This window comes from Blautia sp. AF14-40 (genome assembly GCF_003479665.1).
Taxonomy (GTDB): domain Bacteria; phylum Bacillota; class Clostridia; order Lachnospirales; family Lachnospiraceae; genus Fusicatenibacter; species Fusicatenibacter saccharivorans.
The window spans coordinates 25,747-42,684 of the sequence record NZ_QUHK01000015.1; the positions used below are offsets into that span (position 1 = coordinate 25,747).

Sequence of the window (16,938 nt, forward strand, 5' to 3'; positions counted from 1 at the left end):
ATGCGCGAGTGGCTCAGGGGTGGAGTACAACCTTGCCAAGGTTGGGGTCGCGGGTTCGAATCCCGTCTCGCGCTCTTTTTATTACCGAAATTTCTTCACAGGAATTTCGGTTTTTTGTTTTATCAAAAACTTTTTTTTACCAAGGAAAGGAGTTCTTATGATTCAGGATATCGCTCCGCATAAATATTATGTAGATTACCACCCTTCCACACCGAACGATACCGATCTCGTTTTCATCTACGGTCATCACACAATTCTGTGCAATTTTGAAGATCCGCAGATCCGCTATCCTTCGATTGCAGAAATTGCACCTGTTTTCCCGGAAATCCGGGAAAAAGCAAAATTTCTGTTCCGTATCGACGAAACCAATTACTATGAACTGCGCCGCCCGCAGCTTTCGGAATTTGATATCTGGAAATATGAAAACACACTGATTCTGCGCCGCGCCGTTCCGGGATGGCTCGGATTCGCCGGCATCACCGGCTACCAGATCCACACCTGGTACACAGACCACACCTACTGCGGCCGCTGCGGAACCAAGATGCACGCGCCCGGAAATGAACGTGCGATGCAGTGCCCGTCCTGCGGCGCACTCTCCTATCCGGTGATCTGCCCAAGCGTCATTGTCGCCATCACTGATGGCGACCGCCTGCTGCTCACGAAGTATGCGCCATCCCACAGCAGCCACCGTTCCTATGCCCTCGTCGCAGGTTATACAGAAGTCGGCGAGACACTGGAACAGACGGTGCACCGCGAGGTTATGGAGGAAGTCGGATTGAAAGTCAAAAATCTGAGATACTATAAGAGTCAGCCATGGTCCTTCAGCGGTTCGCTGCTTGCCGGCTTCTATTGCGATGTAGACGGCGATCCATCCATCACCCTCGATCGCGACGAGCTCTCCACTGCCGAATGGTTTGACCGCGGTTCCCTGCCCGAAACGCCAAATCTCATCAGCCTGACCGGCGAAATGATCGAATGTTTCCGCCAGGGAAAAGAACCCAGATAGTTTTGTGACTTAGTCACAGAACTTCCCGTTCTGCTGTGATATTCTACAGTCACAACAGAAAAACAGTTACCGGGAATTACCCGTACAATAAAAAGGAGGACTTCTATTATGTCATTAATTCATGTTACATCCAAAAACTTCGAAAAAGCTCTGCAGGCAGCACCTGGCGTTGCCGTTGTTGATTTCTTTGCTACCTGGTGCGGACCGTGCAAAATGCTCGCCCCGGTCATCGAAGAGGCAGCTGAGGATATGCCGGAGATCCAGTTCTACAAAGTAGACGTTGACGAAGCACCGGAGCTGGCAAGATCCTTTAAAGTCATGAGCGTTCCGACCCTCGCTTTCTTCAAAAACGGCGAACTCGTAAAGAAAAACGTCGGCGCCGTTTCCTATGAGGAGCTGGAAGAGCTGATTAACTCTGTAAAATAAACAGCGTAATATTGGAAATGCAAAAAAAACGTATCGGCACAAAAACCGATACGTTTTTTCTTGCATTTCTTTCTGTTCTTTTCTATCATGGAAGAAACGGCTGCTGCCGTAGTTTACAAAAGAACGTTCTTCTTCCGAAAGGAGTTTTATTTATGTCATCTTTTCTGGAATCCTGTTTTCAGGAGCATTATCCATTTTATTCAAAGCTTACCGCCGATGAACAGCAGACACTCGTGCTCTCTTCCGTCCTGACGACGTATCAGCGCGGCGATTTTCTCTACAGCTGTGACGATGACTGTCTCGGCGTTCTGCTTGTCCTCTCCGGCAAGCTCCGCATCTTTATCCAGTCCGGCGAGCAACGGGAAATTACCCTGTTTACCACCGGTCCCGGCGAAGTCTGCACGCTGTCTGCCTCCTGTGCGATGCAGGAAATCAGCTTTGATATTCTGATTGAGGCCGAGGAGGAGACGAAAGTTCTCATCACTCCGGCCAGCACGTTCCGCAGACTGTTGAATCAGAATATTTACGTTGAAAACTACATTTACCGGGAAACAACGGAGCATTTTTCCGAAGTCATGTGGGCGATGGGCCAGCTTCTCTTTACGCGGCTTGACCAGCGCCTTGCCGGATATCTCGAGGATGAACGCATCCGCACCGGTTCCCCGGTGCTCTCCACCACGCACGAGCAGATCGCGCGGAACCTCGGCAGTGCCAGAGAGGTCGTTTCCCGCACCTTAAAGTCGTTCGAGAAAGACGGCATCGTCGCACTCTCCCGCGGCACGGTCACGATTCTCGATGTCAAAAAGCTCCGCGGCATCTGCCGGATGCGCCGATAGTTCTTCTACGCGCGCAGACATTTTCCCACAGGCTCTGCCCTGCCGCTCGAGAAAATATTTTTCAAAAGCGTTCTAACGGCACTCCATCTTAATTTCAATCTCATTTCCTTCCACGGCCACCTTCGCATAACTTCCGACGATCAGCGGCATCGCCGGATGAAGGTGTCCGATGTCGAGATCCATCACGATCGGCACGTTGTATTTTCCAAGCAGATCCGTCACGGCGCGGTACTGGTCGAGTTCCCCGAATTTCTGTCCGAACTGCAGCGGGCGGCCAATCAGAAAGCCTTTCACATATTGGAACCAGCCGGCGTGCTCCATCTGCCAGATTGCGCGGCGGATCGCAAAGACGTTCAGATCGCACGCTTCCAGAAACCAGACAAAACCGTCCTCTTTATATTTTTCCACAAAATCAACCGTTCCGTCGTACTTCGTTCCAAGAATATTGACGAGACAGTCGAGACAGCCGCCGATGAGTCGTCCCTCAAATGCACGGTCCGCATCCGGGAAGCGGCGCAGAACGCGCGGTTCTGTAATCTGGTACGGCAGATACGGATTTTCCTCGCTTCTGCCCTTCGCATCGTCTCTTTCCCATCCCTCATAGCCGCGGACGGTACGCACTTCTCCCGTCAGTACGCCAAACGCATCCGCTACGGATTTATGCCACGGCTCCATGCCGAAATCACTCGCACACGGACCGTAAACAGCCGCCGTATCGCAGATGGTCGGCAGAAGATACGTAAAATGCGTATTGTCAGAATAGCCGAGATACCATTTCGCCGGTGCCTTTCTGATCTTTTCAAAATCCACGTAATCGAGATCCTCGCACATCAGCTCTCCGCCGCCGCAGGAAATCAGACAGTCATTCTTCTCACTGACATAATATTCCGTCAGCTCTTTTCCGCACTCCTCCGGTGCCGCGCTGATTCCGATGCCGTGCTCTGCATAGCAGTTTGGCCCAAGATCCAGCTGATATCCCATCTCTTTCCATTTTTTCTGTGCATTTGCAAACGCGGACTTGTATGGCTCTGTTGTGCATCCAAACGATGGTGCCACAAAGCCGATCGTTCCGCTCTTTTTCAGATTTTCCGGAAACCTCATGTCGCATCCTCCTTTATCCTAATTCTTCTGCCTCCAGATTCTTATACTGCGTCAGCGCATCCCCGAAGATCAGCTCTCCGTCGTTCTGCGCAAAGTACAGCTCCTCTTCTTTTTCCAGTTTTGCCTTTCCGTTCGTCCCCTCGGTAATCTCCGCGCAGAGACGGTCCACCTCCGTTTTCGGAACGAGAACGCGGATTTTCACCTGATCGGTGTACTCGGATTCCAGAATCGGAATCCCCCGCTGGCCGAGCAGATACTGGATTTTACCGATGCCGTTGTAATCCGTCTCAATCAACAGCCGCACGCCGCAGATCTCGTCAATCAGAACACTGTTTGCCAGCCCCTCCTGCACCGCCTGCGAGTACGCGCGCACCAGGCCGCCCGTTCCCAGCAGCGTACCGCCGAAATACCGCGTCACCACAACAAGCACATTGCGGAGGCCTGCTCCCTGTACCACATCGAGCATCGGCCGCCCTGCCGTGCCGGAAGGCTCCCCGTCATCGCTGCAGCGCACCGTCTCCTGATTTTCTCCAATAATATACACAAAACAGTTATGCCGCGCATCCCAGTATTTTTTCCGCAGAGCTTCCAGGCAGGAAAGTGCCTCCTCCTCAGATTCCACCAGACGCACCGTCGCAATAAAACGTGATTTCTTCTCCACGATTTCCCCGGTTCCACCCCGGTAAACCGTCCGAAACTGATCGATCATATGTCCTTACTCCTTCATCCAAATATGTACCTATCTTACCATATCATTTCTGAAAAATCAGCATTCTTTTCAGAAATACTTTTATTCCAGCCCTTTATTTGGTATAATAAAAATAAGTATACCCTGCTTTTTGCAGGGCAGGAACACCATTGATTACTGAACTAAATCAGTTTTGCAGGAACATGACATAAGGAGGATTTTCTATATGCACTTTGGAAAAAGTCATCTGGAAGACAAACGTGAAGATCTGCGGTCCCATTACGGAAAGATTGAAAAGACGGCCGGCGTGACGGCGCTGCGCATCGCGTTCTGTCTTCTTCTTGTCGTTCTCGTCTGCGGTGCCGGGCTTGTGATCGGCGCTGTCCGCGGCGTGATTGACAGTGCCCCTGATATCTCGGAGGCAAATATCATGCCGCTCGGCAACGCGTCGTTTATCTACGATGCTGACGGCAACCAGGTACAGAAGCTGACCGGGGCTCAGGGAAACCGTGTCTCGATTTCGATTGAGGAGATTCCGCTCGATATGCAGCACGCGATCGTCGCGGTTGAGGATGCCCGTTTTTATGAGCACAACGGCATCGATCCGAGCGGTATCATCCGTGCTTTCGTTGTCGGCGTCAGCCACGGCTTTCATTTTACCGAGGGCGCCAGCACGATCACACAGCAGCTCTTAAAAAACAATGTTTTCACTGACTGGATGGAAGAGACGCGGATGCAGAGCTTCAAGCGGAAGATCCAGGAACAGTACCTGGCGCTGAAGCTGGAAAAAACACTGACCGCAGAGGGTGAAAACGCCAAAGACGTTATTCTGGAAAATTATCTGAATACGATCAACTTAGGTTCCGGCTGCTACGGTGTCCAGACGGCAGCGCAGACGTATTTCGGAAAGGATGCAAAAGATCTGACGCTCTCTGAATGCGCCGTTCTTGCCGCAATTCCAAAGGCGCCGACGGCATATAATCCGAAAAACCACCCGGAGAAAAACCAGCAGCGCCGCGACAAGATCCTGAACAACATGAAAGAGCAGGGCTACATCACCGAAGAAGAATACACCATTGCCATGAACGACAACGTTTACGACCGCATCGCCATGCACACGCAGTCCCAGGCGGAGAGCGCGCCGTACTCCTACTTTATCGATGAAGTCATCACCAACCTGATCAACGATCTGATGGTACAGAAAGGCTACACCGAAGTGCAGGCAAAGAACGTTGTCTACAGCGGCGGCCTCAAAATTTATACCACACAGGATTCCTACATGCAGTCAATCCTCGATACGGAATTCCAGAATCCGGAGAACTTCCCGGCGAACACGCAGATCGGTCTCGACTGGGCGCTCACCGTAGAGCAGGCAGACGGCGAGGTACAGAACTACAGCAAAGAGATGCTGCAGCTCTACTTCCGCAACAGCGATCCGAATTTCGATCTGCTCTTTGACTCCCAGGAGGAGGCACAGAGCTATATCGACCAGTACAAAGCCGCTATCATGCAGGAGGGCGATACGATTGTTGCCGAGCGCAGCAGCTTCACCCCGCAGCCGCAGGCGTGCATGACCGTTATGGACCAGCGCACCGGTTACGTGAAAGCCATCGTCGGCGGACGCGGCGAAAAAACAGCAAGTCTTACCTTCAACCGCGCAACCGATAATTATTCCCAGCCGGGTTCCACGTTCAAGATTCTTTCCGCGTACGGACCGGCGCTCGACCTTGGAAAGATTACACTCGCTACGGTAATTAAGGATGAGCCGTTCAACTACAGTGACGGCACACCGCTGCAGAACTCGGATCTTACCTACCATGGTGATGTTACCGTCCGCCAGGCGATCATCAATTCCATCAATATCCCGGCCGTCAAAGTACTGACCGAGCTTACGCCGAAGGTCGGCTTTGATTATCTGAAGAAGCTTGGTTTTTCCAAACTCTCCGAGGAATACGATGTGATCCAGCCGCTGGCTCTCGGCGGTATCACCTACGGTGTCAGTGATCTCGAACTGACGGCAGCCTACGCGGCAATCGCAGACGGCGGCCAGTACCGCAAGCCGGTGTTCTACACAAAGGTTACCGACAGCAAGGGAAATGTTTTAATTGACAACACAGAAAACAAGGCAACGCAGGTCTTCAAGGCAAGCACTGCCTCCCTCCTCACCAATGCCATGGAGGATGTTCTGGAAAAAGGTACCGGTGTTGCCGCCCGCCTCGACAATATGCACGCAGCTGGAAAAACCGGTACGACGAACGAGGCCAAGGATCTCGTCTTTGCAGGCTTTACACCATATTATACCGCTGCCATCTGGGCAACGTATGATACACACGCGGAGTTTCCGGAGAGCGACCGTGAATTCCACAAACGTCTCTGGGCAAAGGTCATGAATGAAATCCACGAAGGCCTTGCCGATATGGATTTCGAAACTTCCGCAACAGTACAGGAGGCAACGATCTGTACGAAGACCGGCCTGCTCGCCCGCTCAAGCTGCCCGTCCATCACCGAATACTTTGCGGTATCCGATCTGCCGACCGAGCGTTGCAAGGGCCACTACACCGCGCCGGCCTCAACACCGACGCCGACCAGAACCCCTTCTGCAGCATCAACTCCGCAGGCAACCCCGACACCGACGGAGGCACCGCAGGAAACTCCGGCTCCGCCCGAAACACCTGCCGATCCGCCTTCTAATACACCGGAGACTCCTGACACACCGGAGACTCCTGACACACCGGAGACCCCTGATGCACCGTCAGAACCGGATACCCCGGCGGAGATATCGGAAGTACAGCCGCAGTCCGAAGAGAGCGGCTCTTCCGAATAACTTTTTCAGTCAGTCTATACACAAAAAACCGGCCCTCTGGCATATGCCAGCAGGACCGGTTTTTCTATACTTCTTTTTCCATCTGAATCAATTAGTCAATCAGCATTTTTGCTGCGCCGTAGATACCAGCATCGTTTCCAAGGGAAGCGAGTACGATCGGGGTATCTTTGCATGCGATGAATGCTGCTTCACGGTAGTATTTAGCTACGCCGTCGATCAGGATCTGGCCTGCTTTGGATACACCGCCGCCGACTACGATAACTTCCGGGTCAACAACGCATGCGAATACTGCAAGTGCTCTTCCGAGGTACTCGGAGAACTCCTGAACGATTGCTTCTGCTGCTGCATCGCCTTCTTTTAATGCATCAAAGACAGCTTTTGCACTGATGGACTCTCCTCTTTCTCTTAAAGAAGACGGAGTATCATGGGATGCCAGATATTTCTTTGCCAGACGAACGATACCGGTTGCAGATGTCATCTGCTCGAGGCATCCGTGGTTTCCGCAGTTGCAGACCGCTTCTTCTTCCGGCTCAACACATGCATGACCAACCTCGCCGCCTGCGCCGTGAGCACCTGCTACGATCTTGCCGTCCACGATGATTCCGCCGCCGACACCGGTTCCAAGGGTAACCATAACCAGGTTCTTGCTTCCCTTTCCGCCGCCTGCCCACATCTCACCGAGAGCTGCTGCGTTTGCGTCGTTTGCTGCTTTTACTGCCATTCCGCCGAGTTCGTCGGAAAGCTCTTTTACGATATTTTTATATCCCCAGTTCAGGTTGACTGCGATGGAAAGCTCACCTTTGTCATTAACCGGGCCAGGTACGTCAATGCCGACACCGGCAACATCATCTGCCGCGATACCCTTCTCAGCCATTTTTGCTTTTACGCTTTTTGCGATATCCGGCAGAATTTCGCTTCCGCCGTTTTCGGTGCGGGTCGGGATTTCCCATTTTTCCAACAGAGTTCCGTCTGTCTGGAACAGTCCGCATTTTACTGAAGTACCCCCAACATCGATTCCAAATACATAGTTTGCCATTTTCTTACTTCTCCTCTCTTTTTTTCACTAAGTTAGCCTGTACACGGCGGTACAGCTCCTGTGCGGCATTGTAGCCCATCTTCTTCTGTCTGTGGTTGACAGCAGCGGTTTCTACGATGATCGCCAGGTTACGGCCCGGACGGATCGGAAGGGAATGGCAGACAACCTTGTTTCCAAGGAACTCAATATACTCTTCTTCCAGGCCCAGACGGTCGTATTCTTTCTCTTTGTCCCACTCTTCAAGCTTGATAACAAGGTCGATAGACTGGGTATCCTTTACGCTCTCGACACCAAACAGCGTCTTGACGTCGATGATACCGATACCGCGCAGCTCGATAAAGTGACGCGTGATATCCGGTGCCGTTCCGACCAGCGTAATGTCGCTGACACGGCTGATTTCAACCACATCATCACTGACGAGACGATGGCCTCGTTTGATCAGCTCCAGTGCAGCCTCGCTCTTTCCGATTCCGCTCTCGCCCATGATCAGAACGCCCTCGCCGAATACATCGACCAGCACGCCGTGGATGGAGATCATCGGGGCAAGCTGGACATTCAGCCAGCGGATGATTTCAGCCATGAAAACGGAAGTCGATTTGTCTACCGCAAAGGCCGGTACCTGATAACGATTGCACAGCTCCAGAATTTCCGGTCCCGGAATCATCTTCGTGGTGAAAATGACACATGGGATCTTGCGGCTTACAAACTCTTCAAACGCGCGGACGCGCTCGCTCTCTTCAAGATGCTGCAGATACGTGAACTCTACATAACCTATGATCTGCACACGCTCATTGGCAAAATGCTCATAGTAACCGGTCAGCTGCAGTGCAGGACGGTTGATATCCGGTGTGGCAATGACAAGATCTGTCATATCAACCTCTGGTGTCAGGTTGCGGAGATCCATTTCCTCCACCATTTTGGTCATTTCAATTTCTTTCATTTTCCTGTCCTCCGACTTCATTCGACGTCTTTTTAAATCCGTCTCTTCTATGATTTTAGCACAATAAAGCATCACGGGCAACCTAGAAATTTAACTATTTTGACGAATCCTCATTTTCCTCCTGTGCAGGTGCGTGAAAGAATGTGTAAACCTGCTCCGCCGCCTTTTTATTCATGCCCGGAAGTCCGGAAAGTTCTTCCACGGTTGCCGCCTTGATATCATCAATTCCCTGAAAGTGGCGCATCAGTTCTTTCCTTCTTGTCGGCCCGATGCCCGGGATGTCGTCGAGAATCGAGTGGACCTGGCCTTTGCTCCGCAGCAGGCGGTGGTATTCGATTGCAAAGCGGTGCGCCTCGTCCTGCACGCGTGTGATCAGTTTGAAGCCCTCGCTGTTCCGGTCGATCGGGATTTCCACGTTTCGGAAATACAGACCCCTCGTGCGGTGCTTGTCGTCCTTTACCATACCGCAGACCGGAATCGCAAGATCCATTTCTTCAAGCACCTCAAGCGCAATGTTAACCTGGCCGCGTCCGCCGTCCATCATGATCAGGTCCGGCAGCCGCTCGAAACCGCTGTCCTCCTGGATGCCGCGCAGAAAACGGCGGCTTAAGACCTCTTTCATACTGGCGTAATCGTTCGGTCCCTCGACGGATTTGATCTTGAATTTTCGGTAATCGGCGCGCTTTGGCTTTCCTTTCTCGTAGACGATCATCGAGCCGACCGACTGGAAACCGCTGATATTGGAGATATCGTACGCCTCGATGCGGTCGATCGACGGCAGGTTCAGCCATCTGGCGATCTCTTTTACGGCACCGACCGTCCGACCCTCTTCCCGCTTGATCCGCTCGCGGTCCTGGTCGAGAACGATCTGTGCGTTCCGCTCTGCCAGTTCCACCATTTTTTCCTTGCTGCCCTTTTTCGGCACGCGGATGCGGACCTTCTGGCCCCGTTTGCTGCTTAAATACTCTTCCATCAGCTCCTGCTCGGCAATCTCCTCGGAAATCATGATTTCCCGCGGGATGAACGGCGTGCCGGAATAGAACTGTTTCATAAACGTGAGCAGCACCTCGCTTTTCTGCTCCTCCTCGCCGATCCGCAGATAATAATGCTCCCGCCCGATCAGCTTTCCGTTCCGGATAAAGAAGACCTGCGCCACCGCATCCTCTTTGTCCATCGCAAGCGCAATGACATCCTTGTCCTCGCCGTCACTGTTCGTAATCTTCTGCCGCTCGCCGATCCTGCGCACGCTGTCGATCAGATCACGGTACTCCGCCGCCTGCTCGAACCGCATCTCCTCAGCCGCCTCCGTCATTTTTCCAGTCAGCTCTTTGATAATGTCATTGTAATTTCCATTCAGAAAACTGATCGCCTTTTTGATCTGCTCGCCGTACTCTTCTTTGGAAATGTATCCCTGGCACGGCGCCTTACACTGGTGGATGTGATAGTAAAGACACGGGCGGTCCTTGCCGATCTCCTTTGGCAGGCTCTTATTGCAGGAACGGATATCGTACAGCTTCCGCAACAGTTCGATCGTATCTTTCACAGCTCCGGCGCTCGTGTACGGGCCGAAATATTTCGCCTTGTCCTTCTTCATCTGATGGGAAAACAGAATGCGTGGAAAATCCTCGTTCACGGTCACCTTAATGTACGGGTACGCCTTGTCATCTTTCAGCATCGTATTGTATTTCGGACGGTGCTCTTTGATAAGGTTGCACTCCAGCACGAGCGCCTCCAGTTCGGAATCCGTCACAATATACTCAAAACGGGCGATATGCGTGACCATCCGCTCAATCTTCGGCCCTTTGTTGCGGCTCGTCTGGAAATACTGGCGGACACGGTTTTTCAGCGAAATCGCCTTTCCTACGTAGATAATTGTATCGTCCGCGTCGTGCATCAGATAGACGCCGGGTTTCCCCGGCAGTTTTTTCAGTTCTTCCTGGATATCAAACGCCATATGACCCTCCTCTTTTTGGGACTGTAATGTTGAAAATGCCCAGCGTGCAGAGATCGTTTTCTCTGCTCCCGCCGGGCCTTTTCGCTTTCTTTTTATATTTCTGGATTTTCAATCGCTTCTTCCGCGTTTCCATTCCGTTTTGCAATCACCTGATGAAAAATCTCCATAAATTCTTTTCCGGTGATCGTCTCTTTCTGGATCAAGTAAGCTGCGATTTCATCCATCGCATCGCGGTTAGCTGCCAGAAGTTCTTTTGCCTGCTCATACGACTCTTTCAAGATCTTCATGACCTCGTGGTCGATTTCGGTTGCTGTGGCATCGCCGCAGTTTAAGACCATTCTTCCGTCGAGGTACTGATTCTGCTGGGTCGCAAGACCGATCAGACCGAATTTCTCCGACATACCGTACTGCGTGATCATCGCGCGGACAATCTTCGTCGCTTTCTCGATATCATTCGAAGCTCCCGTTGTCACGTTGCCGAATACGATCTCCTCTGCCGCTCTTCCACCGAGGCACTCGACGATCATCGCCTCGAGTTCGCTCTTCGTGTTGAGGTATTTCTCCTCCTCCGGCACCTGCATGACGTAGCCGAGCGCACCCATCGTACGCGGCACAATCGTGATTTTCTGTACCGGCTCGGAATCCTTCTGCAGTGCAGTAACAAGTGCGTGGCCTACCTCGTGGTAGGAAACGATCTTTCGCTCTTCCTGGCTTAGGATGCGGTCCTTCTTCTCTTTTCCGACGAGGACAACCTCGACTGCCTCGAGAAGATCCTTCTGGGAAACGGCTTTTCTTCCGTTCTTGACCGCAAGAATCGCTGCCTCGTTGATCATATTTGCAAGATCAGAACCAACGGCTCCCGATGTCGCAAGTGCGATGCCGTCGAGATCAACCGTCTCATCGAGCGATACGTTCTTGGCGTGTACTTTCAGGATTTCCACACGGCCTTTCAGGTCCGGTCTTTCTACGATAATCCGGCGGTCAAAACGGCCTGGACGCAGCAGCGCCGGGTCAAGAACCTCTGGGCGGTTTGTGGCCGCAAGGATCAGAATACCCTTGGAGCTGTCGAATCCGTCCATCTCGGCGAGGAGCTGGTTTAACGTCTGCTCCCGCTCGTCATTGCTGTTGTAGCTGTTGTCACGGCTCTTTCCGATCGCATCGATCTCATCGATAAAGATGATGCACGGTGCGTTTTTCTTTGCTTCCTCAAACAGGTCACGCACACGCGATGCACCGACACCGACGAACATCTCGACAAATTCCGAAGCGGACATCGAGAAAAACGGTACGTGCGCCTCACCGGCTACGGCTTTGGCAAGCAGTGTTTTTCCGGTTCCAGGAGGGCCTACAAGAAGCGCTCCTTTCGGAAGTTTTGCACCGATTGTCGTGTATTTTCCAGGGTTATGCAGGAAATCCACAACCTCCTGGAGCGATTCTTTTGCCTCGTCCTGTCCCGCAACATCGCGGAATGTCACGCCGGTTTCTTTCTGTACGTAGGCCTTTGCTCTGCTCTTTCCTACGCCCATGACTCCGCCGCCTTTGTTCATGCTGCGCATCACCCATACCATGACAGCAACAAGCATCACAACCGGCAGAATGACGGTCAGCAATGTGTAAATGATCGTTCCGGTAGAATCCGGCGGATCTTTGTGGTACGTAATGCCTTTCTCCTGTAACAGATCGACCAGCTCCTGCTCATCTCCCATCATCGTTACCTGATAGGTGATTCCCTCCGATTTCTGGTCTTTCGGCGTTACGGTCAGTGTTCCCGATTTCAAGACAACTTCCTGCACTTCATCGTTGTTTACCATATCCAGGAATTTGCTATAGTCAAGATCCTCGGAAGTAATTCCCCCAAGGGCATTGTTCAGAAGTCCCATCACCATCAGGCTGACGAGGAGGCAGATCAGGATAATGAGTATCGTCTGTCTGTTTTTCGGTCCTCCCCCGGAGCCGTTTTCTGGTTCCCGGTTCTGATTTTTTCTATCGTCCATGCTTTTCCTCCTTGTATGTCAAACCGCCCCTCTTTTTTTACGGACACTTTAACTCTTACATTATATCGGATTCCCTCTTAATTAGCAAGCCGGACTTTGTGAAAAAAGACTGAATTTATCTATACAAAAACGGCCCGCCGACACTCTTTCAAGTATCGGCGGACCGCCAGATAACACTCACATTACATTAGTCGTTATATCCGTTCGGATTCTTCTGCTGCCAGTTCCAGGAATCGGCACACATCTCCTCGATGCCGTACTCAGCCTCCCAGCCAAGCTCCTCTTTTGCTTTGTCGCATTTGGAGTAGCAGGTTGCGATATCACCGTCACGGCGCGGTTTGATTTCGTATTTCAGCGGATGGCCGCATGCTTTCTCGAATGCGTGGATCACATCGAGTACGCTGTAGCCTTTGCCGGTTCCGAGGTTGTAAATGGAAACGCCCTCGTTGTCAGCCAGTTTCTGGATGGCTTTTACATGGCCGCGTGCCAGGTCAACAACATGGATGTAATCGCGGACACCAGTTCCGTCCGGAGTATCGTAGTCATCACCGAAAACGCCGATGCACTCGAGTTTTCCGATGGCAACCTGTGCGACATACGGAAGCAGGTTGTTCGGGATGCCCTTCGGATCCTCTCCGATAAGGCCGCTCTTATGCGCTCCGATCGGGTTGAAGTAACGAAGCAGGATAACATTCCATTCCGGATCTGCGGTGTGGATGTCGGTCAGAACCTGCTCGAGCATGCTTTTTGTCCAGCCGTATGGGTTGGTCGGGGTTCCCTTCGGGCACTCCTCGGTGATCGGAATCTGTGCCGGATTGCCGTATACGGTTGCAGAAGAACTGAAGATGATGTTCTTTACGCCATGGTTTCTCATCTCATCGCAGAGAATCAGGGTTCCGGTCATGTTGTTGTGATAATATTCAATCGGTTTATGTACGGACTCGCCGACTGCTTTTAAGCCTGCGAAATGGATGACAGCGTCAATTTTCTCGTTGTCGAAAATTTTCTTTACGCCTTCGCGGTCCAGCATATCGGTTTTGTAGAAGGTTACTTTCTTTCCGGTAATCTGTTCTACACGCTCGATGGCTTTCTCGCTTGCATTGTAAAGGTTGTCCATGACAACAACGTCATAGCCTGCGTTCAGCAGTTCCACACAGGTGTGGCTTCCAATATAGCCTGCACCGCCAGTAACTAAGATTTTCATTTTGGTATCCTCCATGTTTTCCTTCGCTGCTGCTTTTTTTGCCGCAGCGGGTTAATTGAAGCATTTAGTTTATTCTACAACGTTTCCATGAATTTTGCAAATGCACTTCTGCCTTCCTCGGTGCACTTGTAAACGCCGGCATCCTCGAGTACGCCGACAAAGACTTTTCCGACTTCCTCTTTCAGGATATCCATCACATTTTCGCTGTTCAGCTCCGGATGGCGCGGCAGGAATTCGTCTACCCAGTCGGCATGTTTCTCCAGCTCTGCGACAGCGCGGACATCTTTTCCCTCTACGAGGCATTTGGAAAGCTCTTCCAGCTCATCTTTTAAGCGCGCCGGCAGAATCGCAAGTCCCATAACCTCAATAAGGCCGATGTTCTCTTTTTTGATGTGATGATACTGTGCATGCGGATGGTAAACACCGAGCGGGCATTCGTCCGTCGTGATGTTGTTGCGCAGTGCCAGATCGAGTTCGAACGTATCGCCCACTTTTCTTGCGATCGGCGTGATCGTGTTGTGCGGCTCTCCGTCAGTCTCGGCGAATACAAACGCATCCTCATCCGTGTAACCTCTCCAGCAGTTCAGGATATGCTCTGCCAGATCGATCAGCCGTTTCTCATCTTTGTGGCGGATCCGGATGACGGACAGCGGCCATTTGACGATGCCGGTTTCCACATCCTCGTATCCTTTGATGGTAAAATGGCGCTCGATCGGCGCTTTCGCCATTGCGAAGGTATAGTGGCCGCCCTGATAATGATCGTGGCTTAAAATGGAGCCTCCCACGATCGGCAGATCCGCATTGGAACCGATGAAGTAGTGCGGAAACAGCTTGATAAAGTCAAACAGCTTCACAAAGGTCGCGCGCTCGATCTTCATCGGGTTATGCTGGAAATTGAACACGATGCAGTGCTCATTGTAATACACATATGGCGAGTACTGGAATCCCCACTCCGTCTGATTGATCGTCAGCGGAATGATGCGGTGGTTCTGGCGCGCCGGGTGGTTGACGCGTCCCGCATAGCCCACATTCTCCTTGCAGAGCAGGCATTTCGGATAACCGCTCTGTTTTGCCAGTTTTGCAGCCGCGATCGCCTTCGGGTCCTTCTCCGGTTTGGAGAGGTTGATCGAGATATCAATATCGCCGTAGGCACTCGGTACGCTCCAGCGGATATCCTTTGCGATGCGGTATCTGCGGATGTAGTTGGAATCCTGGCTCAGTTTGTAGAAGTAATCGGTTGCCTCCTGCGGGCTCTTCGCATAGAGTTCCTCAAACTTCTTTACCACCTCTCCCGGGCGCGGCATCAGGCAGTCCATCAGTTTCGTATCGAACAGATCGCGGTAAACGACGCTGTTGTGTTCGAGAAGACCGCGCTTAGCTGCATCATCAAGCAGTTCATTTAAAGTCTCTTCCAGATCCGGGGTCTCCGGAATCTGCTCCGGCTCTTCGTAATCGGAAATCTGCATGACTTCCAGAATCCGGTTTGTCGCATAGATTTTATCCAGTCCCGAAACAAGACCGGCATTTTCTCCATATTTTACCAGTTTTGCAATACTCTCGTTAATCACTGTAGCTTCCTCCCTGCTGCCGATCCAGCTTTTTTATTTCTTATTTTAATACGCCTGCGCCGTCTCCGATGTCTACGACATAGAAGTCTGCGGCATAGCCGATTTTTTCTTTGTAAGCTGCGCCTACTTTTGCGATGAAGTTGTCAATATCTTCTGTTTTTACGATGCTGACGGTGCATCCGCCGAAGCCTGCGCCTGTCATACGGGATCCGATGACACCCGGGCAGTTCCATGCTTCTTCCACAAGAGTATCCAGCTCGATGCCGGTTACCTCATAGTCATCACGCAGGGAAACGTGGGATGCGTTCATCAGCTCGCCGAATTTTGCGATGTCGTTTGCCTTTAAAGCTGCAACGGCCTGAACGGTTCTCTGGTTCTCGTAAACAGCATGTTTTGCACGTTTCTGACGGACCGGATCTTTGATGGCATCTTTCACTGCCTCAAACTCTTCCTCGGTCAGCTCGCCAAGGCTCTTGATGTCTTTGACTTTCTGAATCTCAGCCAGAGCAGTCTCGCACTCGCTGCGGCGCTCGTTGTATTTGGAGTCGCCAAGGCCGCGTTTCTTGTTGCTGCAGGAGATGACAATTCTTGCGCCTTCCAGTTTAACCGGTGCGTACTCATATTTCAGATCGCTGGTGTCAAGAAAGATCGCACAGTCCTTTTTGCCCATGGCGATGGCGAACTGATCCATGATACCGCAGTTGACGCCGTTGTAATTGTTCTCGGAGAACTGGCCGTACAGAGCGATGTCGATCATGGAGATGGTGTCGTAGCCGAACATGTCACGCAGCATTACGCCGGTTACGGTCTCAACGGATGCGGAAGAGGAAAGGCCGGAGCCGTTCGGAATGTTTCCGTAGAGCACGATATCGAAGCCCTGCTCTACCGGGAAGCCCTTCTGGCAAAATGCCCACATCATTCCCTTCGGATATGCGGTCCAGTTGCCTTCTTTTCCCATCAGGAATTCATCGAGAGAAGATTCTACCACGCCGAGTTTTTCAAAGTTCATAGAGTAAAAACGAAGCTTTCTGTCGTCACGTTTTCTTGCTGCCATGTAGGTTCCGATGGTCAGTGCGCATGGAAATACGTGGCCTCCGTTGTAATCGGTGTGCTCACCGATCAGGTTCACACGTCCAGGTGCGAAGTAGGTGCGGATGTCGCCCTCTCCCCCGAACAGTTTTGCAAAACAATCCAGTACCTGCTGTTTCATTTTGTTGTCTCCTTTTCTTTTTGGTGTGTTGTTTTCATGGTTTCGTTTTGTGTGTTGTGTGTGTATTGTGTGTTTGTGTGTTTGTGTGTTTTTTCTTATCTTCTTAAGTATCATTATAGTGAGCCGTACGCCCATCTGCAACAACAATATT

At 51.6% G+C, this 16,938-nt stretch carries 13 protein-coding genes and 1 tRNA gene; 5 read left to right on the plus strand and 9 right to left on the minus strand.

Annotated features, from left to right (window positions below; translation table 11 throughout):
- Positions 1 to 2: 2 nt before the first annotated feature.
- The 4 genes from DWW13_RS11545 to DWW13_RS11560 all read left to right on the plus strand — a co-directional run bounded on the left by DWW13_RS11545 (position 3) and on the right by DWW13_RS11560 (position 2,268).
- Positions 3 to 74 (plus strand) — tRNA-Gly (locus DWW13_RS11545).
- 83 nt (positions 75 to 157) lie between these two features.
- Positions 158 to 1,006: an NAD(+) diphosphatase gene (gene nudC / locus DWW13_RS11550; RefSeq protein ID WP_055226996.1), complete on the plus strand. Its 849-nt coding sequence runs from the start codon at positions 158 to 160 to the stop codon at positions 1,004 to 1,006.
- 108 nt (positions 1,007 to 1,114) lie between these two features.
- Positions 1,115 to 1,432, plus strand: a complete 318-nt coding sequence (trxA, locus tag DWW13_RS11555; RefSeq protein ID WP_022463132.1) for a thioredoxin — start codon at positions 1,115 to 1,117, stop codon at positions 1,430 to 1,432.
- 152 nt (positions 1,433 to 1,584) lie between these two features.
- Entirely contained in the window at positions 1,585 to 2,268 is a 684-nt protein-coding gene (locus DWW13_RS11560; protein WP_117509659.1) for a Crp/Fnr family transcriptional regulator, read from the plus strand.
- A 72-nt stretch (positions 2,269 to 2,340) separates the two neighbouring features.
- On the opposite strand, the gene DWW13_RS11565 is transcribed toward DWW13_RS11560, so the two are convergent.
- Both DWW13_RS11565 and DWW13_RS11570 read right to left on the minus strand, forming a co-directional pair.
- Positions 2,341 to 3,369: a S66 family peptidase gene (locus DWW13_RS11565; protein ID WP_055265801.1), complete on the minus strand. Its 1,029-nt coding sequence runs from the start codon at positions 3,367 to 3,369 to the stop codon at positions 2,341 to 2,343.
- Positions 3,370 to 3,382: 13 nt separating this feature from the next.
- Positions 3,383 to 4,078, minus strand: a complete 696-nt coding sequence (locus DWW13_RS11570; RefSeq protein ID WP_022463129.1) for a YigZ family protein — start codon at positions 4,076 to 4,078, stop codon at positions 3,383 to 3,385.
- Between the two features lie 205 nt (positions 4,079 to 4,283).
- Here DWW13_RS11570 and DWW13_RS11575 point away from each other — a divergent pair, with 205 nt between their 5' ends.
- Entirely contained in the window at positions 4,284 to 6,881 is a 2,598-nt protein-coding gene (locus DWW13_RS11575; protein ID WP_118720129.1) for a transglycosylase domain-containing protein, read from the plus strand.
- Between the two features lie 91 nt (positions 6,882 to 6,972).
- Here the strand turns inward: DWW13_RS11575 and DWW13_RS11580 are convergent, their stop codons facing one another.
- The 7 genes from DWW13_RS11580 to DWW13_RS11610 all read right to left on the minus strand — a co-directional run bounded on the left by DWW13_RS11580 (position 6,973) and on the right by DWW13_RS11610 (position 16,787).
- A complete protein-coding gene (locus DWW13_RS11580) occupies positions 6,973 to 7,917 on the minus strand; it encodes an ROK family glucokinase (protein ID WP_117509663.1) in 945 nt (314 codons plus the stop codon).
- A gap of 4 nt (positions 7,918 to 7,921) precedes the next feature.
- Positions 7,922 to 8,857 (minus strand): HPr(Ser) kinase/phosphatase, encoded by a 936-nt coding sequence (hprK, locus tag DWW13_RS11585; RefSeq protein WP_022463126.1) that lies wholly within the window; start codon positions 8,855 to 8,857, stop codon positions 7,922 to 7,924.
- Positions 8,858 to 8,951: 94 nt separating this feature from the next.
- Positions 8,952 to 10,811 carry an excinuclease ABC subunit UvrC gene (uvrC, locus tag DWW13_RS11590; RefSeq protein ID WP_055219750.1) on the minus strand — a complete coding sequence of 620 codons (1,860 nt, stop codon included), beginning with the start codon at positions 10,809 to 10,811 and terminating at the stop codon, positions 8,952 to 8,954.
- Between the two features lie 92 nt (positions 10,812 to 10,903).
- Positions 10,904 to 12,805: an ATP-dependent zinc metalloprotease FtsH gene (ftsH, locus tag DWW13_RS11595; protein WP_118720131.1), complete on the minus strand. Its 1,902-nt coding sequence runs from the start codon at positions 12,803 to 12,805 to the stop codon at positions 10,904 to 10,906.
- Positions 12,806 to 12,992: 187 nt separating this feature from the next.
- Positions 12,993 to 14,009 carry a UDP-glucose 4-epimerase GalE gene (gene galE, locus DWW13_RS11600; protein ID WP_022463123.1) on the minus strand — a complete coding sequence of 339 codons (1,017 nt, stop codon included), beginning with the start codon at positions 14,007 to 14,009 and terminating at the stop codon, positions 12,993 to 12,995.
- 74 nt (positions 14,010 to 14,083) lie between these two features.
- Positions 14,084 to 15,577, minus strand: a complete 1,494-nt coding sequence (gene galT / locus DWW13_RS11605; RefSeq protein ID WP_055219747.1) for a UDP-glucose--hexose-1-phosphate uridylyltransferase — start codon at positions 15,575 to 15,577, stop codon at positions 14,084 to 14,086.
- A 40-nt stretch (positions 15,578 to 15,617) separates the two neighbouring features.
- A complete protein-coding gene (locus tag DWW13_RS11610) occupies positions 15,618 to 16,787 on the minus strand; it encodes a galactokinase (protein ID WP_022463121.1) in 1,170 nt (389 codons plus the stop codon).
- Positions 16,788 to 16,938 lie beyond the last annotated feature (151 nt).